The organism is Amycolatopsis sp. NPDC024027 (assembly GCF_040638975.1).
Classification (GTDB): domain Bacteria; phylum Actinomycetota; class Actinomycetes; order Mycobacteriales; family Pseudonocardiaceae; genus Amycolatopsis.
In genome coordinates this window covers 113,374-135,458 of the sequence record NZ_JBEZYY010000018.1, presented here as the reverse complement: position 1 = coordinate 135,458, position 22,085 = coordinate 113,374, and the positions used below count along the sequence as shown (strand labels likewise).

Annotated in this window: 18 protein-coding genes; 8 read left to right on the top strand and 10 right to left on the bottom strand. The window is 71.4% G+C overall.

The genetic code is table 11. From position 1 onward, the window contains the following. Nucleotides 1–14 precede the first annotated feature (14 nt). A complete protein-coding gene (locus tag AB0F52_RS35685; protein ID WP_360180544.1) occupies nt 15–1,478 on the top strand; it encodes an amino acid permease in 1,464 nt (487 codons plus the stop codon). Here AB0F52_RS35685 and AB0F52_RS35680 read toward each other — a convergent pair. From AB0F52_RS35680 to AB0F52_RS35670, 3 genes are all read right to left on the bottom strand, one after another. Then, nucleotides 1,456–2,238 carry a hypothetical protein gene (locus AB0F52_RS35680; RefSeq protein WP_360180543.1) on the bottom strand — a complete coding sequence of 261 codons (783 nt, stop codon included), beginning with the start codon at nt 2,236–2,238 and terminating at the stop codon, nt 1,456–1,458. The two genes, AB0F52_RS35685 and AB0F52_RS35680, sit on opposite strands and share 23 nt — an antisense overlap. Nucleotides 2,239–2,246: 8 nt before the next feature. Beyond that, nucleotides 2,247–3,599 carry a glutamine synthetase gene (locus AB0F52_RS35675; RefSeq protein WP_360180541.1) on the bottom strand — a complete coding sequence of 451 codons (1,353 nt, stop codon included), beginning with the start codon at nt 3,597–3,599 and terminating at the stop codon, nt 2,247–2,249. 813 nt (nt 3,600–4,412) lie between these two features. Then, nucleotides 4,413–5,216 carry an EamA family transporter gene (locus AB0F52_RS35670; RefSeq protein WP_360180706.1) on the bottom strand — a complete coding sequence of 268 codons (804 nt, stop codon included), beginning with the start codon at nt 5,214–5,216 and terminating at the stop codon, nt 4,413–4,415. A 341-nt stretch (nt 5,217–5,557) separates the two neighbouring features. Here AB0F52_RS35670 and AB0F52_RS35665 point away from each other — a divergent pair, with 341 nt between their 5' ends. After that, complete coding sequence (locus tag AB0F52_RS35665; protein ID WP_020645063.1) at nt 5,558–5,737, top strand: hypothetical protein; 180 nt, start codon at nt 5,558–5,560, stop codon at nt 5,735–5,737. Between the two features lie 130 nt (nt 5,738–5,867). On the opposite strand, the gene AB0F52_RS35660 is transcribed toward AB0F52_RS35665, so the two are convergent. From AB0F52_RS35660 to AB0F52_RS35640, 5 genes are all read right to left on the bottom strand, one after another. Next, nucleotides 5,868–7,049: an ROK family transcriptional regulator gene (locus AB0F52_RS35660; protein WP_360180539.1), complete on the bottom strand. Its 1,182-nt coding sequence runs from the start codon at nt 7,047–7,049 to the stop codon at nt 5,868–5,870. A gap of 11 nt (nt 7,050–7,060) precedes the next feature. After that, a complete protein-coding gene (locus AB0F52_RS35655; protein WP_360180537.1) occupies nt 7,061–8,524 on the bottom strand; it encodes an ABC transporter permease in 1,464 nt (487 codons plus the stop codon). 20 nt (nt 8,525–8,544) lie between these two features. Then, nucleotides 8,545–9,318 (bottom strand): ATP-binding cassette domain-containing protein, encoded by a 774-nt coding sequence (locus tag AB0F52_RS35650; RefSeq protein ID WP_285989855.1) that lies wholly within the window; start codon nt 9,316–9,318, stop codon nt 8,545–8,547. Between the two features lie 90 nt (nt 9,319–9,408). Next, nucleotides 9,409–10,548: a substrate-binding domain-containing protein gene (locus tag AB0F52_RS35645; RefSeq protein ID WP_360180535.1), complete on the bottom strand. Its 1,140-nt coding sequence runs from the start codon at nt 10,546–10,548 to the stop codon at nt 9,409–9,411. A gap of 546 nt (nt 10,549–11,094) precedes the next feature. Continuing rightward, complete coding sequence (locus tag AB0F52_RS35640) at nt 11,095–12,831, bottom strand: DEAD/DEAH box helicase (RefSeq protein WP_360180533.1); 1,737 nt, start codon at nt 12,829–12,831, stop codon at nt 11,095–11,097. Between the two features lie 244 nt (nt 12,832–13,075). Here AB0F52_RS35640 and AB0F52_RS35635 point away from each other — a divergent pair, with 244 nt between their 5' ends. Continuing rightward, a complete protein-coding gene (locus AB0F52_RS35635) occupies nt 13,076–14,230 on the top strand; it encodes a YihY/virulence factor BrkB family protein (RefSeq protein ID WP_360180531.1) in 1,155 nt (384 codons plus the stop codon). A 96-nt stretch (nt 14,231–14,326) separates the two neighbouring features. Next, nucleotides 14,327–17,467, top strand: coding sequence for an efflux RND transporter permease subunit (locus tag AB0F52_RS35630; RefSeq protein ID WP_360180529.1), 3,141 nt, complete (start codon nt 14,327–14,329; stop codon nt 17,465–17,467). Nucleotides 17,468–17,585: 118 nt separating this feature from the next. On the opposite strand, the gene AB0F52_RS35625 is transcribed toward AB0F52_RS35630, so the two are convergent. Together AB0F52_RS35625 and AB0F52_RS35620 are read right to left on the bottom strand one after the other, a co-directional pair. Then, on the bottom strand, nt 17,586–18,422 hold the full coding sequence (locus AB0F52_RS35625; RefSeq protein ID WP_360180527.1) for a hypothetical protein: 837 nt from the start codon (nt 18,420–18,422) through the stop codon (nt 17,586–17,588). Nucleotides 18,423–18,585: 163 nt separating this feature from the next. Continuing rightward, nucleotides 18,586–18,828 carry a DUF3039 domain-containing protein gene (locus tag AB0F52_RS35620; protein ID WP_034284335.1) on the bottom strand — a complete coding sequence of 81 codons (243 nt, stop codon included), beginning with the start codon at nt 18,826–18,828 and terminating at the stop codon, nt 18,586–18,588. 68 nt (nt 18,829–18,896) lie between these two features. On the opposite strand from AB0F52_RS35620, the gene AB0F52_RS35615 reads away from it, so the two are divergent. The 4 genes from AB0F52_RS35615 to AB0F52_RS35600 are packed head-to-tail and all read left to right on the top strand — an operon-like array spanning nt 18,897 to nt 22,083. After that, the gene (locus AB0F52_RS35615) at nt 18,897–19,682 is read left to right on the top strand and encodes a sporulation protein (protein WP_360180525.1); all 786 of its coding nucleotides are present in this window, start codon (nt 18,897–18,899) and stop codon (nt 19,680–19,682) included. Then, entirely contained in the window at nt 19,682–20,299 is a 618-nt protein-coding gene (locus tag AB0F52_RS35610; RefSeq protein ID WP_360180523.1) for an HD domain-containing protein, read from the top strand. The genes AB0F52_RS35615 and AB0F52_RS35610 overlap by 1 nt, the downstream gene beginning before the upstream one ends. A 9-nt stretch (nt 20,300–20,308) precedes the next feature. Next, nucleotides 20,309–21,214, top strand: coding sequence for a pseudouridine-5'-phosphate glycosidase (locus AB0F52_RS35605; protein WP_360180521.1), 906 nt, complete (start codon nt 20,309–20,311; stop codon nt 21,212–21,214). Then, on the top strand, nt 21,211–22,083 hold the full coding sequence (locus AB0F52_RS35600; protein WP_360180519.1) for a sugar kinase: 873 nt from the start codon (nt 21,211–21,213) through the stop codon (nt 22,081–22,083). Before AB0F52_RS35605 ends, AB0F52_RS35600 begins: the two co-directional genes overlap by 4 nt. The last annotated feature ends 2 nt before the right edge of the window (nt 22,084–22,085 follow it).

Below are 22,085 nucleotides of genomic sequence, written 5' to 3'. Positions count from 1 at the left end.
TCTAACTTCTCCTCATGGGTGAGCGGCGAACGCTGAACGTGGACGAGGTCCTGGAACGTCAGGACTCCGGGGAGCTCAAACGGCGGCTGCGCGGACGCGACCTGGTCGGGTTCGGCGTCGGGATCATCATCGGCACCGGCATCTTCACCTTGGCGGGCGTCGAGGCGAAGACCCACGCCGGGCCCGCCGTGACGCTGTCGTTCGTGCTCGGCGCGGTCGTCGCCGGGCTCGCGGCGCTGTGCTACGCCGAGCTCGCCTCCAGCGTCCCGACGGCCGGAAGCGCTTACACCTACGCGTTCGCCACCCTCGGCGAGGTGTTCGCCTGGATCATCGGCTGGGACCTGCTGCTGGAGTTCGCGCTCGGCGCCGCCGTGGTGTCGCGGGGCTGGTCCGGGTACCTGGCGAACCTGCTCGGGCTGTCGCCGGAGTGGTTCGGCGAAGACGCGAAGGTCAACATCGGCGCGGTGCTCATCATCGCCGTGCTGACCGTCGTCGCCGTGCTGGGCATCAAGGAGTCGGCCTGGCTGACCAACCTGCTGGTGTGCGTCAAGGTCGCGGTGTGCGTGCTGGTGCTCGCGGTCGGCTTGTTCTTCGTCAAGGGCGCGAACCTGACGCCGTTCATCCCGCCGGCGAAGGCGCCCGAAGCCGGCACGACGGTGCTGGAACAACCGGCGGTCCAGGCGGCGCTGGGGCTGGAGCAGTCGGTTTACGGCATCGCCGGGATGATCACCGCGGCGGCCGTGGTCTTCTTCGCCTACACCGGTTTCGAGGCGCTCGCGAACCTCGGCGAGGAGACGCTGAACCCGCGCAAGGACCTCCGGGTCGGCATCCTCGGCGCGCTGGCGGTGTGTGCGCTGCTCTACATCGGCGTCTCGATCGTGCTGACCGGCATGATCCCGTTCACCGACATCGACACGGGCGCGCCGCTGGCCGACGCGTTCGACCGGGTCGGCCAGCACTGGGTCGGCGCGCTGATCTCGCTCGGCGCGGTGACCGGGCTGACGTCGGTGATGATGGTCGAGCTGGTCACGATCGGGCGGATCGGGTTCGCCATGGGCCGCGACGGCCTGCTGCCGAAGGCGCTCGGCACCGCGCACCCGCGCTGGGGCACCCCGCACCGGATGACCATCGGCGGCGCCGCCCTGATCGCGGTGCTGGCCGCGTTCATCCCGATTTCGGAGCTGGCCGACATGGTCAGCATCGGCGCGCTGTCGGCGATGATCATCGTGGCCGTGGCGGTCCCGGTGCTGCGCCGCCGACGTCCCGACCTCGATCGGCCGTTCCGGGTGCCGTTCTCCCCGGCGATCCCGGTCGTGGCCGCGCTGGCGTGCCTGTACCTGATGCTCAACCTGAACGTGCTGACGTGGCTGCGGTTCGCCGCGTGGCTGGTGATCGGCCTGGTGATCTACTTCGCCTACGGCCGCCGCCACTCCCGCTTCGCGCCCGGAGCGCCGGTCAGTCCCAAAAGGACGGACTGAGCCCGGCGGCGCGAGCCGCCGCGCGGACCACGTCGGCTTGGTCGGCGTCGACGACCACGAGCACGCCGAGGCCGGCCAGTGCCGCCGTCACCCATTCGACCGGCTGGTCGTGGCGGCCGTGGTCGCCGAGGGACGGGTAAGTGTCCACAACGGACAGCAGGGTGCCCTCGGCGCCGATGCGGATGCCCGCCAGGAGCACGAAGTGGCCGCCGGGCGGGCGCCAGCGGGACGTCCACAGTGGCGGGACGCCGGTGTCGAGGTAGTCGAGCAGCGCGCGTTCCGGGGTGTCGTGGGCGCCGAGCTCGGCGCCGTCGATCCGGGCGAGCACCGCCACGCGCGGGACGTCCCACAGGCCGACGAGCAGGTCGAACAGGGCCTCGGTGGTCCACTCCCCCGTCACCGGCACCGCCGCGAGCGCGCTCCGCGACAGCGACCCGAGGGCCGCCGCCAGCCCGGAAACCCGGGTGCCGGCCGCGGCCGGGTCGTCGACGACCGGCAGCGGCAGCCGGAAGTCGTGGCGGCCGGGCTCACCCGGCGGGCGCACGGCCGGACCCCGGACCGTGCCCGCGGCCGCCGCGACGGCGTCCTGATCGGCCACGTCGAGCCCGGCCGCCCGGAGCGCGGCGAGCCCGCAGAACGCCGCGGCCAGTCCGTCCTTCTGGGGCAGTTCCGCCTGGGCCACCGCGGCCAGCCGGGCGCCGCCCGGCAGCCACCGCACCCCGGACAGGTCGAGCTGCCCGCCGTCGATCCCCGAAGACATCGGTCCCCTCAGTAGCGCCAAAGATGGGCGGCGACGATCTCGTCGGCCGTGCGTTCGACCGCCCACGCCGCGTCGGAGGCCCGGACGGCGCGGAAGGCGCCCAGCAGCTCGTCACCGAGCACGCCGGCGATCCGCGGCGACGCCACGAGCGCGGCGTCCTGCTCGGCGGGGTTCGTCGGCAGCCGGCACACCCCGCGGACCTCCCGTTCTTCGTCCGTCCAGACACCCGGGTCTTCGTCGATCGGCTCCGGCAGCGCGGGCGCGTCCTCGATGCCGGCCATCCCGGCGGCGAGCACCGCGGCCAGCGCGAGGTACGGGTTGGCCGAGGCGTCGGACGTCTTGAGCTCGACGTTCGCGTGGCCCTCGCCCAGCAAGGCCGAGCCGGGGACGTACCGCAGCGGCGCTTCCCGGTTCTCGACACCCCAAAACGCGTACGCGCCCGCGAAGTAGCCGGGCCGCAGCCGCAGCGTCGAAGGGACGCTCGGCGCGGTGATCGCGGTCAGGGCCGGCAGGTCGCGCAGCAGCCCGGCGAGGTAACCGGCGCCTTCCCCGTCCGGCCGCCCGTCGCCGTCGAGCAGGTTGCGCCCCTTGCGGCGGACCGAGGTGTGCAGGTGCCACCCGTTGCCGGCGGCGCCGAGGCCGATCAGCGGCGCGAAGCTGACGGCGAGACCGTGCACGCGCGCGGCGGCGTGGATGGTCTGCCGGGCGAGCAGCTGGTCGTCGGCGGCGGAGACGGGATCGGTGGCGGCCAGCGACAGCTCGAGCTGCGCGACGCCGTACTCGGCGTGGAGCTGGCCGATCCGCAGGCCGTTGGCCGCGAAGTCGTGCAGGAGGGCGCCGACGAAGCCGTCGAGCCCGATGAGGGCGTGCGGGCTGTAGGCCGGCCCGGGGTGACCGGGAGCGGCCAGGACGTCGACACTGCCGGCGGGAGCGACGGCGAACTCCAGCTCGTAGCCGGCCCGGAATTCGAGCCCGCGCTTGCCGGCCTCGGCCACCTGCGCTTCCAGGACGGCGCGCTGGCAGTAGGGCCAGGGATCGCCGTCCCGGGTGAGCTGCCGCACGGGTGCCCAGGCGAGCGCGGGCTGCCCCGCGAGCCGCCGCAGTCGCTCGACGACGGGCACGAGCCGGATGTCGCCGGAGGGCGTGCCGAGGTTTTCGTGCCGGTAGGTGATGGAGTCGTGGGTGTCGAGGACGGCGAAGAGCGAGGTCGCCCCGACACCGCGAGTGGCGGCATCCGCCAGCCCGGAGACGGGCACGATCCGCGAGCGCGGAATGCCGTTGTTGTCCGCCCAGGCAAGGTGCACCCCACCCACTCCGGCCGCGGCGAAGTCCTTCGCCGCGGCCGACGCCGCCTTGGTCATGGCCACCCGCTTCCTGCCGCCCGCGCTCAGTATCCCGGGCGCGCGCGGCGGGGGCCATCACGATCCGATCCTGGCGCGGGCCAGGGCTTCATCGGCTGCCGATCCGGCCGTCGCGCCGGGGTGGCATGCCGTGCGATGGCGCACGGGTGGCCGAGTCCGGGCAGGACGGCGAGGTCGGGGAACATCGGGAGGTCGCTGGGGCCGGAGCGCCCGCCTCCAGCGGCCCGCACCGTGCGCGGTCGGGAACATCGGGAGGTCGGCTGGGCCACCGCAGAGCCCCCACCGCAGAGCCCCCACCGCAGAGCCCCCACCGCAGAGCCCCCACCGCAGAGCCCCCACCGCAGAGCCCACCCTCCCTGGGGGATCCGCCCCGCTTCAGCCTATCGGGGGCAGCCGACGGAAACGGCCGAAAAGCACTCGCTGCGGAGAGGTTGTCCACAACGCCGGAGGCATGTGGACAACTCGCCTCGGCCACCCGAATCGGGTACTCGGAGCGCCGCATTCACCTCACCTGGTGCACAGGACACCCCGGTCACCCACGAGGCCATCGAGCGCGCCCACCCACCCAACCAGGCCAGCCAGCACAACCCACTCACCCACGTGCCCGCTGAGCGCACCCGCTCGCCCACGCCCAGCGCCCCCCCACACACATGGCCACCCAGCACCCCAGCGCCCAGGCACCCAAAGCCCAGCTCGGCACCCCCGGCCGAAACCCGACCGAAGCACCCGCCCCAGCCCCCAGGTCACCCCAGCCCGCAGAAACCCTCGCACCCCACCCGCAGCCCCGCAAAACCCACCAAAGCCCCCAGAGGGTCACCCCGGCGGCTCCACCGCCCGCGACCCCCGCCCCTCCCGGCTCCGCAACCCCACCCCCGCCACGACAGCCAGCGTCCCCGCCGCCTCCGGGACGCTCGGCACCTGCGCCAAGAGCACGAACCCCATCACCCCCGCCGTCACCGGGAGCAAGGCCAGGAGCGTCGCGAACCGGGCCTGGCCCACGCGTCGCAGCACCAGCTGGTCCAGTGCGTACGGCACCACCGTCGACAGCACGCCCACCCCGATGCCCAACCCGAGCAACCGTGGCGAGGACCACACCGGCCCCGTGCCCAGCGCCAGCGGGGACAGCACGACCGTCCCCGCCGCGAAGCCGATCGCCAGGCTGTCGATGCCGTCGCCGTCCGTGGCGACCCTCTTGCCGAGGAGGATGTAGCCCGCCCACGCCGCCGCCGCTCCCAGGGCGAACACCACTCCCCAGAAACTGCCGCCGAGGTGGACGTCCGCGATCGCCACCACCCCCGCCGCCACCAGGAGCAGCGCGAGGACGTCGCGCACGGTGCGGGAGCCCAGGGCCGCCACCACCACCGGGCCGGCGAACTCCACCGCCACCGCCGTGCCCAGGGGCAGGCGGGCGATCGACTCGTAGAACAGCACGTTCATGCCCGCCGTCACCACGCCGAACACGATCGCCAGCAGCAGGCGCCTGCCGCGCCACGCCGCGCGGCCCGGGCGGCGCCAGGCCAGCAGGACCACCGCCGCGCCCAGGCAGCGGAGCCAGGCCACCCCCGCCGGGGTCGCGTGGCCGAAGAGGTCGACCGCCACCGCCGCTCCGGCGTACATCGAAATTCCGCTGAGAACGAACAAGAGCGGAGCGGGCACCGCGGAAAGCCGTCGTGGGGAAGTCACCGAACTCACCAGCCCATGGTGCCTGACCACGGAAAATGTAACTCTCCGGGTAATCGTCTCCTGGAATGCGGGACAGCGCTACGGCATCCGGGGTAAATCGACGTGACTCAGGTCCCACCGGCGCGGGAACACTTGCGAGCCGCGAAACGTCTGGAACAGTGGAAGCACGAACACGCGGAGCCGGAGGCGATCGCCGTCACCGGTAGCAGTCCCGAAGTGGGCGTAGCTGGATCGATGGCACCGGGCGACCGGTGCCGGGACGGAGGGAGACCCCCATGACATCGCCGACGCTCACCCGCCCCGAACTGACCGCCACCGACCGCTGTGACCGGTGCGGAGCAGCAGCTCAGGTACGAGCCATCCTCAGTACGGGTGGCGAACTACTGTTCTGCGGGCACCACGCCCGCGAGCACGAGGCCAAGCTCAAGGAACTGTCCGCCGACATCCAGCGGTAACCCTGCAGACGCGAAAGGCGGTCGGTGCGCACAGGCACCGGCCGCCTTTCTGCATCTTGCAGATTGCGTGGTATAAATCACGGTTCGGCCGCGATAAGTGGTGATTCCGGACACGAAACCGGACAGGAAATCAGACAGAATCCAGCACGACTTCGAACGCCACCTCGGCGGCGCCGAGCAGCTTCCCGTCGGCTCCCAGCGCCGAGCTGATGATCCGCGTGCCGCCGACCGCCCGGCTCACCAGGCTGCGCCGGCGGACCTCGGTGCCGACGTACCGCAGCACCGGCTCCGGCAGCACCGTCAGCAGGTCGCCGAGGATCACCAGCTGCGGCCCCAGCAGGTTGACGACGTTGATCAGCCCCAGCGTGAGCCACTCGGCGAACTCCGCGAGCCGCGTCATCGCCGTCTCCGGGTCGCGGCCCAGCTCGCGCAGCTCGAACAGGATCGCCCCGCGGGCGGTGTCCTCGGCCAGGCCGAGCGCCCGGCACAGCGCCGCCTCGCCGACCTCGGTCTCCCAGCAGCCGCTGCTGCCGCAGTAGCAGGGGCGCCCGTCGGGGCGGATCACCATGTGCCCGATCTCGCCGACGTACCCCGAGCCGCCGCGCAACGCCGAGCCTTCGGCGATGACGCCGCCGCCGACCCCGACGTCCGCCGAGATGTACACCACGTCGGACGCCCCGCGGGCGGCCCCGCGCAGGTGCTCGGCGACCGCCCCGAACTCGGCGTCGTTGCCGACCAGGATCGGGATCTGCAGCACCCCGCCGAGCCGCTCGCCGAGGGCGACGTCGGTCCAGCGCAGGTTCGGCGCCTCGTGCACGTGCCCGTCCGCGCGCCGGACGACGCCGGGCACCGACACCCCGGCCGCCACCGGGCTCACGTCGAGGTCGCCGGCCAGGATGGCCGTCGACTCGATGATGTGGGTGATGACCTCTTCGGGCTGGTTCATCCGGCCGCGCAGGTTCCAGCTGTTGCGGCCCAGGATCTGCCCGCCGAGCCCGACGAGGGCGATCGCGACGTGCTCGACCTGCAGGTCGACCGCGAGCACGACCGCCGCGTGGGGCTGGGGCAGGACCAGGAGCGAGGGGCGGCCCGCCCCTCGTCCCGGCCTCGGCACCTTCTCCTCGACGACGCCAGCTTCGGCGAGCCCGTCGACGAGGGTCTTGATCGTGCTCCGGTTGAGCCCCAGCTCGGCGGCCAGGGTCGCCCGGGTGCTCGGCCCGCCGACGTGCAGCAGGCGGAGCAGGGTCGTGCGGTTGTGCCGGCGCACCTCGTCGGGTCGAGCAACGGGCGAGCTGGTCACGGGTTTGATCATCCCATGCTGGTTCAGCGCGCCGACGCAGCCGCGCGGCGCCGGGACAGCGCGTCGACCGTGGCGGCGAGCAGCAGGACCAGACCGGTGATGATGTTGACCACCGCGGCCGGCTGCTTGAGCAGGCCCAGGCCGTTGATCACGACGGCGATCACGAGCCCGCCGACCACGGCGTCGGACACGCGGCCCTTGCCGCCGAACAGCGACGTGCCGCCGATGACGGCCGAGCCGACCGCGAACAGCAGCGTGTTCAGGCCACCGGACTGCGGGCTGACCGAACCGACCTTCGAGGCGGCGACGATGCCGCCGACGGCCGCGACCGCCGAGCCGATGACGAACACGCTCGCCCGGATCTTCGGCACGTCGATACCGGCGCGGCGGGCGGCTTCCTTGTTGCCGCCGACCGCGTAGACGTACCGGCCGTACTTGGTCCGGTTGAGCACGTAGGTCCCGGCCACGAGCAGCACCAGCATGATCGGGATGACGTACGGGACGCCCTCGATCGTGACGACCGCCTTGTTCGGCGAGCGGTTGATCGTCAGCAGCCAGGTGCCCAGCGCCGACAGCACGACGAGCGCGCCGACCTTGATCATGACCAGCGCCGTCGGCTGGACGACCAGGCCGCGCTGGAGCCGCTTGAAGTGGCTGATCAGCGTGATCACCGCGAACCCGCCGGCGGCGATGAGGAAGAAGATCCAGCTGCCCAGGATGTTCAGGTTGCCGTTGGCGATCTTGTACAGGACGTCGGAGTTGCTGATGCCGATCGTGCCGCCCTCACCGATGAACTGCAGCAGGACGCCCTGCCACACGATGAACAGCGCCAGCGTCACGACGAAGGACGGCATGCCGATCTTCGAGACGAGGAAGCCGGTGATGCAGCCGATCGCGGTACCGACGCAGATGGCCAGCAGCATTTCGAGCCAGGCGTTGGCGGGCACGCCGATCGCGACGATCAGCAGCCCGATCAGCGAAAGCGCGGCACCGGCCCAGATCCGCTGGTAGGCCGACAGCAGCATGGCGACGGCGAGAACCCCGATGAACGTGATGAACACGCCGGTCCCGAGGGTGCCCAGCAGGTTCCCGGCGTGCACGTAGTGCAGGGCCATCACGGAAGCGGCGACACCGGAGGCCACGCCGGCGGCGAGGTCGATCTCGCCGAGCAGCAGCACGAACACGATGCCCATCGCGATGATGATGACGCCCGCGCCCTGCGGGAACACGTTGGCGATGTTGGCCAGCGTGAAGAAGTTGTCCGACAGCGCGCTGAACAGGATCACCAGCACGAGCAGGCCGAACAGCGACGGCAGCGCGCCCAGCTCGCCGGCCCGGAGGCGGGCGAAGTAGTCGCGGACCGCCTCGCCGGTTGACATCGATGTCGTGTCGATCCCGAAGTCGGTGATCGCCGCGGACGGGTTCTGGGTCTGCGCGAGCGCTTCGGCGGGGGTGCCGACCTCGTGCTTGGCAGGGGTTTCAGTCATTTCCGGTTCTTTCTTCCCGCTCACAGGACCACGGCTTCGGGCCGGGCCAGGCCGAGGTCACCGGAGCGACCCGCGGTGATCAGCTCCACGACCTGGCCGTGGGAGACGTCCTTCGTGTGCACCTCGGCGACGAGCCGGCCGAGGTAGAGCACGGCGATGCGGTCGGCGACCTCGAACACGTCGGCCATGTTGTGGCTGATGAGCACGACCCCCAGCCCCTGCTCGGCCAGCCGGCGGACCAGGTCGAGCACCTGCCGGGTCTGCGCGACACCGAGGGCGGCGGTCGGCTCGTCGAGCACGACGACCTTGCTGTTCCACAGCACCGATTTCGCGATGGCGACGGTCTGCCGCTGGCCACCGGACAGCGAGGAGACCGGCGTGCGGACCGACTTCACGGTCCGCACGGACAGGGAGGCCAGCGTCTCGCGGGCGGCCTTCTCCATGCTGGCTTCGTCGAGCTTCCACGAACTACCGCGCTCGCGGCCGAGGAACATGTTCTGGACGATGTCGAGGTTGTCGGCGAGCGCGAGGTCCTGGTAGACGACCTCGATGCCGAGGTCCGCGGCGTCGCGCGGGCCGCGGATGTGCGTGTCCTCGCCGTTGAACCGCACGGCCCCCGAGTCGTACGGGTGGATGCCGGCGATGCACTTGACGAGCGTCGACTTGCCGGCGCCGTTGTCGCCGACCAGTGCGGTCACTTCGCCCGCACGCACGTCGAAGTCCACGTCGTGGAGGACGTGGACCGGGCCGAAACTCTTGTTCAGGCCCTTGATCTCGAGAATGGGCTCACTCATGGATGGGCTTTCTCCTGGGTGGGGACCGGGCCGGGACGCGCCGTCGGGGTGCGCGTCCCGGCCCGGCTGTTCATGGGGTACCGCGGGTGCTCAGGAGATGCCGAGCGAGGTGCACTTGGCGGCGAGGTCGCCACCGCAGATCTCGGCCGCCTTCACGTAGCCCTGGGTCACGACGGTCTTGATGTCCTTCGCCAGGATCGTCGTCGGCGTGAGCAGCACCGACTTGATGTCGCGGTTGCCCTTCGGGTCGTGCAGCTTGCCCGTCGCGATGGCGTCGGCACCGGCCTTGTCACCCTTGGCCAGCGCGGCGGCCAGCTTCGCGGTCGCCTCGGCCTCTTCCTTGATCGGCTTGAACACGGTCATGTACTGCTCGCCGCGCATGACCGCCATCAGGCCGTCGGCGGTGGCGTCCTGGCCGGTGACCGGGACCTTGCCGTTGAGGCCGTTCTTCTTCAGGATGGTGATCACCGCGCCGGCCAGGCCGTCGTTCGCCGCGACGACGCCGTCGACCTTGCCGCCGTTGGCGGTGAAGATCTGCTCGAACGTCGTGCCGCCGAGCTGGTTGTCCCAGTCGTTGATCGGCTGCTTCTGGATCCGCTTCAGCTTGCCGCTGGTGAACAGCGGCTCGAGGACGGAGTCCTGGCCGTTGGTGAACAGCGTGGCGTTGTTGTCGGTCGGGGCGCCCTCGATCTGGACGACACCCGCGCCGGCCTTGTCCTTCAGCGCGTCCGCCATGGCCTGGCCCTGCAGCTGGCCGACCTTTTCGTTGTCGAACGAGACGTAGTACTCGGCGGTGCCGCCGAGGCTCGGCCGGTCGTAGTCGATGACCGGGATGCCCGCGGTCTTCGCCTTGGCCTCGACCGCGGCACCGACGGCCGGGTCGGCCGGGGCGATGATCAGGGCCTTGACGCCGGAGCTGATGAAGCCGTCGGCCAGGCTGCTGAACTTCTGGGCGTCGCCCTGGGCGTTCTGGACGTCGGCGTCGAAGCCCTGCGCCGCGAGGGCGGCCTGCAGCATCGGCTTGTCGAAGGCCTCCCAGCGAGCCGAGCTGGCGGTCTCCGGCAGGATGACGCCGACCTTGCCGTTGGCGCCACCACCGGCGGCCGGGGCGGACGAGGAAGCGGAGTTGCTCCCCGTGCCCCCGCTGTTCGAACTGTTGGTGCCACAGGCGGTCAGCGCCAGGCCGGCGCTCACCGTCGCGGCGAGGAGGGTAAGGGTTCTGCTGCGCATCCTCGTTCCTTCCGGATCCAAGCATTGGTGACGAGTGGCCGTCGGCGTGTGCTTCGGGCCAGCGGGACGGTGATCCGGGGAGGCCCGGCGCACCGTCGCGCATATGTTGTGGGCGACAACATATGCCGCTGAGCGGCTGCGGGGAAGATAGCTGGATCGATTAAATGACACCAATTGGACACGGTTCGGCAACACAGGCTGAAGCTCGCCCGGAAAGAGTAGATCCGCTGACGATGTGATCGCCAGCACTCACGTTAAGTTACATCGATGTTTCACGGGGCCGCGAGATTGCTCCGGTCGTGTGCACCCAGCGCAACCCGTGGCCCGTCCACGACTCTGCGGCGCGATTGGTCGCCGACTTGCGAAATCGGGGCGATGAGGTGCCCGGGAGGCCATCCGGCGGGGCACGGAGGGGCAGCCCGCTGGTGACAGCGCGATACGCAGCGTCACAAGCCTGGCGGTGGAGTGATCACGGCGTCCCGGAGACGGACGGTGATCGCCGGAACTTCAGTCTCCCGGGCGACAGCGCACCGGGACCGGCCACCCTCACCAGGAGCGCAGCGTGACGATCCGTTCTTCCAGCTGCTCGACGGTCGCCATGGCGGTCACCGGGCCGCCGCACACCCGCCGCAGCTCGTTGTGGATCGCGCCGTGCGGCTTCTTCGTGCGGTGGTGGTACATCCCCACCAGCGCGTTCAGCTCCTTGCGCAACGCACCCAGCCGCTCGCTCACCGACTGCGGGCGGGCCGTCGGCGGCGGTGCGGCCTCCTTGGCCGGCTTGCGGCGCTTCTCGTCCGCGACCTGCTCTTCCTGCCGCTTCCGCAGCAGCGCCCGCACCTGGTCCGGCTCCAGCAGCCCCGGCAACCCCAGGTACTCCTGCTCTTCGTCCGACCCGGAGAACACCGCCGTGCCGAACGAGTTGCCGTCGTAGATGACCTGGTCGAGCTCGGCGGAGGCGCCCAGGGACGTGAACGCCTTCTCCTCCTCGCCCGGCTCGTCCTCGGTGCGGTTGGCCTGGGCGAGGAGCTCGTCCTCCCAGCCTTCCTTCTCCCGGTGCGGCTTGCCGAGCACGTGGTCGCGCTGGGCCTCCAGCTCGCTGGCCAGCTCCAGCAGCACCGGCACCGACGGCAGGAACACGCTCGCCGTCTCGCCCTTCTTGCGCGCCCGCACGTACCGGCCGATCGCCTGGGCGAAGAACAGCGGCGTCGACGCGCTCGTCGCGTACACGCCCACCGCCAGCCGCGGGACGTCGACACCCTCCGAGACCATCCGGACCGCCACGATCCAGCGCTCGTTCGTCTCGGAGAACTCCTTGATCCGCCCCGAGGCCTTCGGGTCGTCCGAGAGCACCAGCGTCGGCATCTCGCCGGAGAGGCGCTCCAGGATCTTCGCGTACGCCCGCGCCGACTCCTGGTCCGTCGCGATCACCAGGCCGCCCGCGTCCGGGACGCTCTGGCGGACCTGCGACAACCGCGTGTCGGCGGCCTGCAGCACCGCCGGGATCCACTCGCCCGCCGGGTCGAGGGCCGTGCGCCACGCGCGGGCATTCTGCTCCGCGGTCAGCGGCTCGCCGAGCCGGGCGGTGAACTCCTCCCCCGCGCTGGTGCGCCAGGAGGCCTCGCCCGAATACGCCAGGAAGACGACCGGCCGGACCACGCCGTCGGCCAGCGCGTCCGCGTAGCCGTACGAATGGTCGGCCTTGCTGCGCTGGAAGCCGCCCGCGTCCGGCTCGTACGTCACGAACGGGATGGCCGAGTCGTCGGACCGGAACGGCGTGCCGGTCAGCGACAGCCGCCGCACGGCCGGGGTGAAGGCCTCGCGGATCGCGTCGCCCCAGGACTTCGCGTCGCCGCCGTGGTGGATCTCGTCGAGGATGACCAGCGTCTTGCGGTTCTCCGTGCGCACCCGGTGCAGCGTCGGGTGCGCCGCGACCTGCGCGTACGTCAGCGCGACGCCGTTGTAGTCGGACGAGGTGACGCCGGTGGTGTTGCGGAAGTTCGAGTCGATGGCGATGCCGGCCGCCGCGGCCGAGGCCGCCCACTGGTGCTTGAGGTGCTCGGTCGGGGTGACGATGGTGACCGCCTCGATCGTGCGGTCGCTGAGCAGCTCCGCGGCGATCCGCAGGCCGAACACCGTCTTGCCGGCCCCCGGCGTCGCCACCGCGAGGAAGTCCTTGGGCTTCTGCGTCAGGTACTTGGTGAGCGCCCGCCGCTGCCACGCCCGCAGCGGGCGCGCGGTCGAGTCCTTCTCCGCAGGAGGCGCCCCGAGCTGCGTCTCCGTCATCGCCGGTCCTCCCCCTCGCTCAACTGCCTCAACTGCCTCAAGTGCTGTGACGTGCGAAAACCCTCACTGTGGTACCGACTTCTGCTGCATTGATCGGTCGGCGACTGCGGTGAGGGCACTGGAGCGAGTCTACCGGCCGGGTCCGACAGTTCCCGGCACCGGCACGGGTGACGTCCGCCGACACGCCCGGCCGCAGGGGGTGTGACGAGCCAAATCAGCACGGATGGACCATGCTGGACACGTCATGGGTGAGGTGCAGCCGTCCGCAGCGACGAAGGTGGCCCGCAAGGGGCCGTGGCGGCTCGTCACGCGCACGTTCGCCAAGGCCTGGGAGGGCAACATCTTCTCCGAGGCCGCCGAGGCGGCCTTCTGGCAGACGCTGTCGCTGCCGCCGCTGCTGCTCGGCCTGCTGGGCAGCCTGGGCTTCGTCGGCGAGTGGTTCGGGCAGGACGTCGTCGCCGCGGTGCACGACCGGATCATCGGCTTCTGCCGGACGGTCTTCAGCCAGAACGCGGTCCACGACATCATCGAACCGACCGTGAACAGCATCCTCACCGTCGGCAAGGGCGAGATCGTCTCGGTCGGCTTCCTCATCTCGCTGTGGGCGGGTTCGTCGGCGATGTCGTCGTTCGTGGACGCCATCACCGTCGCGCACGACCAGTACGGCGTCCGCAACGACGTCTGGCAGCGGATCTTCGCGCTCCTGCTGTACCTGTGCGGCCTGGTGATCCTGGTGGTCGGGCTGCCGCTGCTGGCGATCGGCCCCGACCTGCTGCCGGAGTTCTTCCCGACCGCGTGGCGCCCGACCGTGACGTCGTGGGTGAGCGCGCTGTACTTCCCGGCGCTCGGCGCGATGATCACCCTCGCGCTGACCACGCTGTACAAGCTCGCGCTGCCGCGGAAGCTGCCGTGGCACCGCGGGCTGCCGGGCGCGGTGCTCGCCATGGTCGTGTTCCTGCTGTCCTCGATCGGCCTGCGCGTCTACCTGAACTGGATCACCAAGACCGGCTACACCTACGGTGCGCTCGCCGCGCCGATCGCGTTCCTGCTCCTGATGTTCTTCATCGGGCTGGCCGTGGTCGGCGGCGCGTACTTCAACAGCGCGATCCAGGAGCTGTGGCCGGCGAAGGCGACCCGGCGGCAGCGGCGCAAGTGGCGGCGGCTGGAGATGGAACGCGCCTCCGAGCGGCTGCGCTCGGAGGAGGGCCGCAAGCTGTGGGACCGCTCGACCACGCCGCTGCGGCGCCCGCGCACCGAAGACGACGTCGCCGCGAGCGGCGGCGAGCCTGAGCCGTCCGAAGAGGACACGTCGTCACCGAGCGCGCCGGAGCCGGCACCCAGCGCAGCTCAGGGGCGCGGGTCCTCCGAAGGGAGGACCCGGAATCCACCCTCAGACTGAGTCGCTCTCAGCAACGGCGTGAAAAGCTCAGCGGGCCATTGACGCCGGCGGGGGCCACTGTGCCTTTTACGTCGTTCACGAGGGGGTTTTCACGTCATGTCCGTGCTGGCCAGACTGAGCCTGCGCAACCGGAGCCTGATCGGCCTGCTCGCGCTGGTCGTCGTCGGCTTCGGCGCCTTCGCGCTGCCGCAGCTCAAACAACAGCTCTTCCCGTCCCTGCAGTTCCCGCAGGCGCAGATCGTCACCGCGTACCCGGGGGCGTCGCCGGACGCGGTCGACCGGCAGGTCTCCGAGCCCCTCGAAGGCGGGCTCCAGGGGCTGAAGGGCCTCGAGCAGGTCACTTCGACGTCGTCGGACGGGGTTTCGCGGGTCGTCGCGAAGTTCGAGTTCGGCACGGACATCGACGCCGCCGTCTCGCAGATCCAGCAGGTGGTGAACCAGGTCCGGTCGCGGCTGCCGCAGAACACCGAGCCCGCCGTGTCCGCGGGCAGCACCGACGACCTGCCGGTGGCGCTGGTCGCCGCGGGCACCGCCGGGGACCCGCAGGCGCTCGCGCCCGCGCTGACCGACCAGGTCGCGCCGGAGCTGCGGAAGATCGAGGGCGTCCGCACGGTGACCGTCACCGGCGTGCGCCAGCCGCGCGTCACCATCACGCTCGACTACGCGAAGCTCGCCGCGGCGGGTGTCGACCCGGCGTCGATCGCGACCACGCTGCAGACCGCCGGCGCCGCGGTGCCGGCGGGGACGCTGAGCGAAAACGGCAAGACGCTGTCGGTGCAGGTCGGCGGCGGGCAGACCACTGTGGACAGTCTGCGCAACCTGTACCTGACGCCGAGCGCCGCCGCCACGCGGGCGGGCGCTCCGGCGCGCGGCCCGGTGAAGCTGGGTGACGTCGCCGACGTCCAGGCCGGGTTCGCGCCGCCGACGTCGATCACGCGCACCAACGGCAAGCCGAGCCTCGGTCTCTCGATCACCATGGTGGACAACGGGAACGCCGTCGCCATTTCCGGCGCGGTCCGCGACAAGCTGCCGGACCTGGCGAAGAAGACCGGCGCCGAGATGAGCGTCGTGTTCGACCAGGGCACGCCGGTGAAGGACGCGATCAGCGGCCTGACCACCGAAGGCCTGCTGGGGCTGGCGTTCGCGGTCATCGTCATCCTGCTGTTCCTGCTCTCGGTGCGCTCGACGCTGGTGACCGCGGTGTCGATCCCGCTGTCGGTCGTCGTCGCGCTGCTGGCGCTGTGGACCGGCGACCTGTCGCTCAACCTGCTCACCCTCGGCGCGCTCACCATCGCGATCGGCCGGGTGGTCGACGACTCGATCGTCGTGCTGGAGAACATCAAACGACATCTCGCGTACGGCGAGGAGAAGGAACGTGCGGTGCTCGACGGCGTCCGCGAGGTGGCCGGCGCGGTCACCTCGTCCACGCTGACGACCGTCGCGGTGTTCCTGCCGATCGCGTTCGTCGGCGGGTTCGTCGGCGAGCTGTTCTCGCCCTTCGCGATCACCGTGACGGTGGCGCTGCTGGCCTCGCTGCTCGTGTCGCTGACCGTGGTTCCCGTGCTGGCGTACTGGTTCCTGAAGCAGCCCGCGATCCCGGCGGACGCCATCGAGGCCGAGCGGGCGCGCGAGGCGGCCGTCGAGAAGGAACGCCGCAGCATCCTGCAGCGCGCCTACCTGCCGGTGATCCGGTTCGCGACGCGGCGGCGGCTCACCGTCGTGCTGCTGGCCCTGCTGATCTTCGCCGGCACGGTCGGGCTCGCGACGCGGTTGAACACGAACTTCCTCGACCAGTCCGGCGGCACCACGCTGAACATGACGCAGAAGCTGCCGGCCGGCACCAGCGTCGAGGCGAAGGAGAAGGCGGCCACGGCCGTCGAGCAGGCCCTCGCGGCCGAGCCCGCGGTGCAGACCTACCAGGTCAGCATCGGCGGCGGCGGGGCGTTCGGCTTCGGCGGCGGGACCAACACGAGCATCTCGGTCACCGTCGCCAAGGACACCGACCTCGACGCGCTGTCGGACCGGCTGCGGTCGAAGCTGACGTCGCGCCCGGAGCTGGGCGAGATCAAGATCGGCGCGGACGCGTCCGGGTTCAACTCCGACCAGGTGTCGGTGACGGTGACCGCGCCGTCGGAGGCCGCGCTGAAGCCGGCGTCCGACCAGGTGGCGCAGGCGCTGCGCGGGGTGTCCGGGCTGACCGAGATCTCGAGTGACCTGGCCGTCGGCTCGCCGCGGGTGCAGGTCGAGGTGGACGACGCCGCGGCCGCCGCGCGCGGGCTGTCGGCGAGCACCATCGGGCAGATCGCCAACCAGGCGATCGCCGGGCGCACGGTGACGCAGCTGCCGGTCGACGGGCAGCGCACGGACATCGTGCTGCGCGCCGGCACGGCACCGGTCACGGTGGACCAGGTGAAGGGCCTGCAGATTCCCGGCCCCGGCGGCGTCGTCCGGCTCGACGAGGTGGCCAAGGTGTCCACTGTGGACGGGCCGGCGTCGGTGCACCGCACCGGCGGTGACCTGAGCACCACGGTGACCGCGAAGAACACCGGTGACGACCTGACCAAGACCACCGCGGACATCAAGTCCAAATTGGACGGACTGACGTTCACGAGCGGAGCGGCGTACTCGCTCGGCGGCGTCAGCCAGGACCAGCAGGAGGCGTTCTCCAACCTGTTCCTGGCGCTGCTCGCGGCCATCGCGATCGTGTTCCTGATCATGGTGGCGACGTTCCGGAGCCTGATCCAGCCACTGATCCTGCTCGTGTCGATCCCGTTCGCGGCGACCGGCGCGATCGGGCTGCTGCTGGCCACCGGCACCGCGCTCGGCCTGCCGTCCCTGATCGGCATGCTGATGCTGGTCGGCATCGTCGTGACCAACGCGATCGTGCTGATCGACCTGATCAACCAGTACCGCGCCGAGGGGATGAGCGTCGCCGACGCCGTCACCGAAGGCGGCCGGCGCCGGCTGCGGCCGATCCTGATGACCGCGGCGGCGACGATCTTCGCGCTGGTCCCGATGGCGCTGGGCATCACCGGCCAGGGCGGGTTCATCGGCCAGCCCTTGGCGATCGTGGTGATCGGCGGCCTGGTCAGCTCGACGCTGCTGACCCTGGTCCTGGTCCCGACCCTCTACACGATGGTCGAGACCCGGAAGGAACGCCGCCAGAGCCGTCGCGCGGCCCGCCGCACCCCGGCCCAGGCCCCGGAATCGGAGTCCCTGAACCCCGAACTCGCGTGATCCGAGGGGCACCACTCGTGATCAGAGAGGCATCTCGCGTGATTGGCAGGGCATCTCGCGAGATGCCCCTCCAGTCACGCGAGATGCCCCTCCAATCACGGGTGATGCCCGTTTCCGCTCACTGGCGGAAGCGGTAGGTCTTGCTGTCGAAGAGGATGCAGATGCTCGGGGACATCACGACCACGCGGAGGGTGTTGTCGCGCTCGTCGAAGTCGATGCCCTCGACCTCGAACGAGCCCGAGCAGCCGCTGCGGAGCGGGAGCTGGCCCAGGGACGTCACGTGGCCGGTGACGTCCGAGCCGGAGAGCGGGCCGGCCAGGTCGACCTGCAGCAGCGGCTTCGTCGTGCCGAAGAGGCTGCCGTCCGGGTCGTCGGACGCGCAGAGCAGGCGGGTCGCGGTCTGGAAGTCGCAGCCCTGGACGTCGCGGACCGCGTGGTCCAGGCGGATGGTGCCGGCCAGAGGCAGGTTCTGGGCCGGGTTCGTGGCGACCACGCCGGGCATCGGGTGCACCAGCAGCCGGTCCATGGTGCCCCACTCCCCCGCCACCAGCCAGCGCGCGTCCGGCGACACCGCGGCGAAGGAGTTGTTGTTCGCTTCCCACGATTCGAGGTTGTGCTTGTAGCCGGCCCACGAGCCGTCCGGGGCCTGGACGCGGAAGAGCTTCGCGCCGCGGTCGTCACGCTGGTAGGGCTCGACGTACCAACCCTGGGCCGAGCCCGGGTCGCCGACGTGGTTCCAGCCCTGCGAGTTCAGGTCGGCCGGGATCGTGCCGATCCCGGTGTAGCGGATCGTCGTGCCCGACGGACGCACGATCGTCGCGAGCCCCTGGCTCTCGTCGAGGGCCCTGGCGTTGTCGGAGCCGACCTCCGTCCAGCCGGTGACGGCCTGGGCCAGCGCGGGCGAGACCACGGCGAGCAGGGCGACGAGGGTGAGCACGATCCCGGTTCTGCGCATGTGCGACTCCGGTGGGTGAGGGAACCTGGTCCGCTGGATCTACCAGGACTCCCACACCCGGCGCACCCGCCGAATGAAGGTTTTTCACGTTTGTTCGGCTATCTGTCCGTTTCCGGACAGCCGAAAGACCCGGCGGGCTCACCCGCCGGGATTCAGGCCCGGATCACTTACCGGGGCGGAGGCTGTCGTAGATCTCCTTGCAGGCCGGGCAGACCGGCGACCCGGGCTTCGGCGACTTCGTCACCGGGAAGACCTCGCCGCAAAGCGCCACCACGTGAGTGCCCATGACCGCGCTCTCGGCGATCTTGTTCTTCTTCACGTAGTGGAACATCTTCGGGGTGTCGTCGTCGGTGGTGTCCGTGCCCTCGGGCGTGGTTTCCGGCTTCGTCAGCGTCTCGGTGCTCACCCGCCCATTGTGCCCGAGTCCCGCCGAACCTCCCGCGATCGGCCCCTCGGCCTGGCAGGATCGGCCGCATGTTCCAGAAGGTGCTCGCGACGTTCGGCTCGGGCGGGGCGCGGATCGACGCCCGCCTGCTGGACTCCACCGCTGCCCCCGGCCGCCCGCTGCACGGCGAGGTGCTGCTGCTCGGGGGCGAGGTCGACCAGGAGATCAAGGGGCTCGCCGTGACGCTGCTGGCCCGCGTCCAGGTGCCCGGCGACCGGACCGAAGACCTCCCGTTCGAGACCCGGCAGCTGGTCGGCAGCGAAGTCATCCGGGCCGGGCAGCGGATCCGGGTGCCGTTCGAGGTGCCGCTGCCCTGGGAGACACCGGTGACCAGCGTCTACGCCAAGCCGCTGACCGGCGTGGCGGTCGGCGTCCGGGCCGAGCTCGACCTGGCCGCCGCGGTCAGCGACCCGTTCGACGCCGACGCCGTCGCGATCGAGCCGCTCCCGGCGCAGAAGCGGATCCTCGACGCGCTGAGCCGGCTCGGCTTCACCTTCCGCGAGGCGGTCCTCGAGCAGGGCCGGGTCGACGGCGCCCGCCAGCAACTGCCGTTCTTCCAGGAGATCCGCTTCACGCCTTCGCCGCGCTTCGCCGGCGTCTTCGCCCAGGTCGCGGTCACCTTCCTGACGTCGGCCGAGCGCACCGACGTCGTGCTGGAGGTCACCAAGCGGGTCCGCGTGAGCAAGAGCGGCGGGTTCGGCGGCCGTGGCCAGGACTTCCTCGGGATGTTCACCGTGCGGCCGGACGTGCAGTGGGAGAAGCAGCTCGAGGACTGGCTCGACCAGGTGGCGCGGCCACGCGGGATCTTCGACTGATGCGGTGGCACGACGCGGTGGCCGCGCTCGGCGGCGAACCCGGTGCCTGGCCGCGGCTCGAAGCCCGGTACGCCGAGCCCCACCGCCGCTACCACACGCTCACCCACGCGGCCGCCGTCGCGCGCGACTCCGCCTGGCTGGCGGCGGGCCTCGGGGAGACCGACCGCGCGATCCTCGCCGTAGCGGCCTGGACGCACGACGTCGTCTACGACGCGAAGCCCGGCGAAGACGAACGCGCCAGCGCCGCCTGGGCCCGCGAAGCGCTGGCGGGGGTGGCCGCGGCGCACGTCGAGCGCGTCGAAGGCCTGATCCTCACCACGATCGGGCACGACGCACCGCCGGACGACCTCCTGGCCACCGCCCTCCTCGACGCCGACCTCGCCATCCTCGGAGCGTCCGAAGAGCAGTACGCGGGGTACGCCCGCGGCGTGCGCGAGGAGTACGCGAAGCACCCCGACGACGTCTGGCGCGAAGGGCGCATCGCCGTCCTCGAGCGCATGCTGTCCCGGCCGCTTTACCGCAGTGAAACCGCGCGAACACGCTGGGCGAGCGCCGCCGAAAAGAACCTGACCGCCGAGCTGACCCACTGGCGCCGTGCGCGGGGCGATCACCGATGATGGTCCCTCGTGACTACCGCACTCTCGCTGCACGAAGAGGTCGCCTCGGCGCTGCGTGACGGGCACCCCGTCGTCGCGCTGGAGAGCACCATCCTGTCCCACGGCCTGCCGCCGGGCCGCAACCTCGACGTCGCCCGCCGCCTCGAAGGCGTGGTCCGCGACGGCGGGGCCGTCCCGGCCACGATCGCGGTGCTCGACGGCCGGGTCGTCGTCGGCCTCTCCCCCGCCGAGCTCGATCGCGTCTGCGCCCCGGACGCCGGGCTCGACAAGCTTTCGCTGCGCGACCTCGGCCCGGCCGTCGGCCTCGGCCGCTCCGGCGCGACGACCGTGGCGAGCACGTCGGCGCTGGCCGCCGCGGCGGGGATCGGGATGTTCGCCACCGGCGGGCTCGGCGGCGTGCACGTCGGCGCCGCGCAGAGCTGGGACGTCTCGGCGGACCTCGGCGTGCTGGCGAAGGTGCCGACCGTGGTCGTCTGCTCCGGCGTGAAGTCGGTGCTCGACATCCCGGCCACCCTCGAAGTCCTCGAGACGAACTCGGTGCCGGTGCTGGGCTACCGCACCGGCGACTTCCCGGCGTTCTACCTGCGCTCGTCGGGGCACCGGGTCGGCTGGCGGGTCGACGACCCGAAGCAGGCCGCCGCGGTCATCGACGCGCACCGCGCGTACGCGAGTTCCGGTGTCCTGCTGGCGAACCCGATCCCGGAAGCGTCCGAAATGGACAAAGAACTGCACGACCGGCTGCTCGCCGAGGGCCTCGCGCTCGTCGAGGAACGCAACGTGCACGGCGCCGAAGTCACGCCGGTGCTGCTGGAGCACTTCCACACCGCGAGCGGCGGGGTCAGCATCGACGCGAACGAAGCACTGGTGCTGAACAACGCGAAGCTGGCCACCGAGGTCGCGGTGGCGCTGGCATGAGCGGGATCGTGGTGGTCGGCGATGCGGCCCTCGACGTGATCGCGCGGCACGACAAGCCATTGCCGCACGGCGGCGACGCCCGCGCGAAGATCCGGTTCACGGGCGGCGGCGCGGGCGCCAACACGGCGCTGTGGCTGCGGCACCTCGGCGCGGAGACGACGCTGCTCGCGCGGATCGGCGACGACCCGGGCGGCCGGCTGATCAAGGCCGAGCTGGAAGCGGCGGGCGTGCGGTGCGCGTTCTCCGTCGACCCCGAGGCGCCGACCTGCTGCGTCGTCGTCATGGTCGACGGGTCCGGGCAGCGCAGCATGCTGGCCGACCGCGGCGCGAACCAGCGCTTCGCGCCCGAGGACGTCACCCCCGAGGCGCTCGCCGGCGCGAGCCACCTGCACCTTTCGGGGTACGTGCTGCTCGACCCGCCGTCGCGCGCCGCCGGCCTCGCCGCACTGGCCGCGGCGAAGGAGGCGGGGTTGACCACGTCGGTCGACCCGCAGGCCGCCGCGCACATCACCGATCCGGCCGCGTTCCTGGCCGACGTCCGCGGGGTCGACCTGCTGATGCCGAACACCGAAGAGCTGGTCGCGCTGACCGGTTCGGCCGACCCGGTGTCGGCGAAGGAACTGCTCGGCACGGTCGGCGCGGTGGTCGTCACCGCCGGGCTCGACGGGGCCAGCTGGGTCGACGCGGGCGGCGTCACGAGCGTGCCCGCGGTCGAGGCGGAGTGCCTCGATTCGACCGGCGCGGGCGACGCCTTCGACGCGGGCGTGCTCACCGGCTGGCTGGCCGGGGAGTCCACTGTGGACGTCCTGCGGCACGGGACGCGGCTGGGCGCGCTGGCCGTCGGGAAGGTGGGTCCCCAGCCGGTCTGAGC

Coding starts and splice junctions, on each gene's coding strand:
- AB0F52_RS35635 (WP_360180531.1), top strand. CDS start 13,076: ATGGGTGAGGTGCAGCCGTCCGCAGCGACGAAGGTGGCCCGCAAGGGG.
- AB0F52_RS35665 (WP_020645063.1), top strand. CDS start 5,558: ATGACATCGCCGACGCTCACCCGCCCCGAACTGACCGCCACCGACCGC.
- AB0F52_RS35600 (WP_360180519.1), top strand. CDS start 21,211: ATGAGCGGGATCGTGGTGGTCGGCGATGCGGCCCTCGACGTGATCGCG.
- AB0F52_RS35615 (WP_360180525.1), top strand. CDS start 18,897: ATGTTCCAGAAGGTGCTCGCGACGTTCGGCTCGGGCGGGGCGCGGATC.
- AB0F52_RS35685 (WP_360180544.1), top strand. CDS start 15: ATGGGTGAGCGGCGAACGCTGAACGTGGACGAGGTCCTGGAACGTCAG.
- AB0F52_RS35680 (WP_360180543.1), bottom strand. CDS start 2,238: ATGTCTTCGGGGATCGACGGCGGGCAGCTCGACCTGTCCGGGGTGCGG.
- AB0F52_RS35640 (WP_360180533.1), bottom strand. CDS start 12,831: ATGACGGAGACGCAGCTCGGGGCGCCTCCTGCGGAGAAGGACTCGACC.
- AB0F52_RS35630 (WP_360180529.1), top strand. CDS start 14,327: ATGTCCGTGCTGGCCAGACTGAGCCTGCGCAACCGGAGCCTGATCGGC.
- AB0F52_RS35645 (WP_360180535.1), bottom strand. CDS start 10,548: ATGCGCAGCAGAACCCTTACCCTCCTCGCCGCGACGGTGAGCGCCGGC.
- AB0F52_RS35670 (WP_360180706.1), bottom strand. CDS start 5,216: ATGTACGCCGGAGCGGCGGTGGCGGTCGACCTCTTCGGCCACGCGACC.
- AB0F52_RS35655 (WP_360180537.1), bottom strand. CDS start 8,524: ATGACTGAAACCCCTGCCAAGCACGAGGTCGGCACCCCCGCCGAAGCG.
- AB0F52_RS35660 (WP_360180539.1), bottom strand. CDS start 7,049: ATGATCAAACCCGTGACCAGCTCGCCCGTTGCTCGACCCGACGAGGTG.
- AB0F52_RS35650 (WP_285989855.1), bottom strand. CDS start 9,318: ATGAGTGAGCCCATTCTCGAGATCAAGGGCCTGAACAAGAGTTTCGGC.
- AB0F52_RS35675 (WP_360180541.1), bottom strand. CDS start 3,599: ATGACCAAGGCGGCGTCGGCCGCGGCGAAGGACTTCGCCGCGGCCGGA.
- AB0F52_RS35610 (WP_360180523.1), top strand. CDS start 19,682: ATGCGGTGGCACGACGCGGTGGCCGCGCTCGGCGGCGAACCCGGTGCC.
- AB0F52_RS35625 (WP_360180527.1), bottom strand. CDS start 18,422: ATGCGCAGAACCGGGATCGTGCTCACCCTCGTCGCCCTGCTCGCCGTG.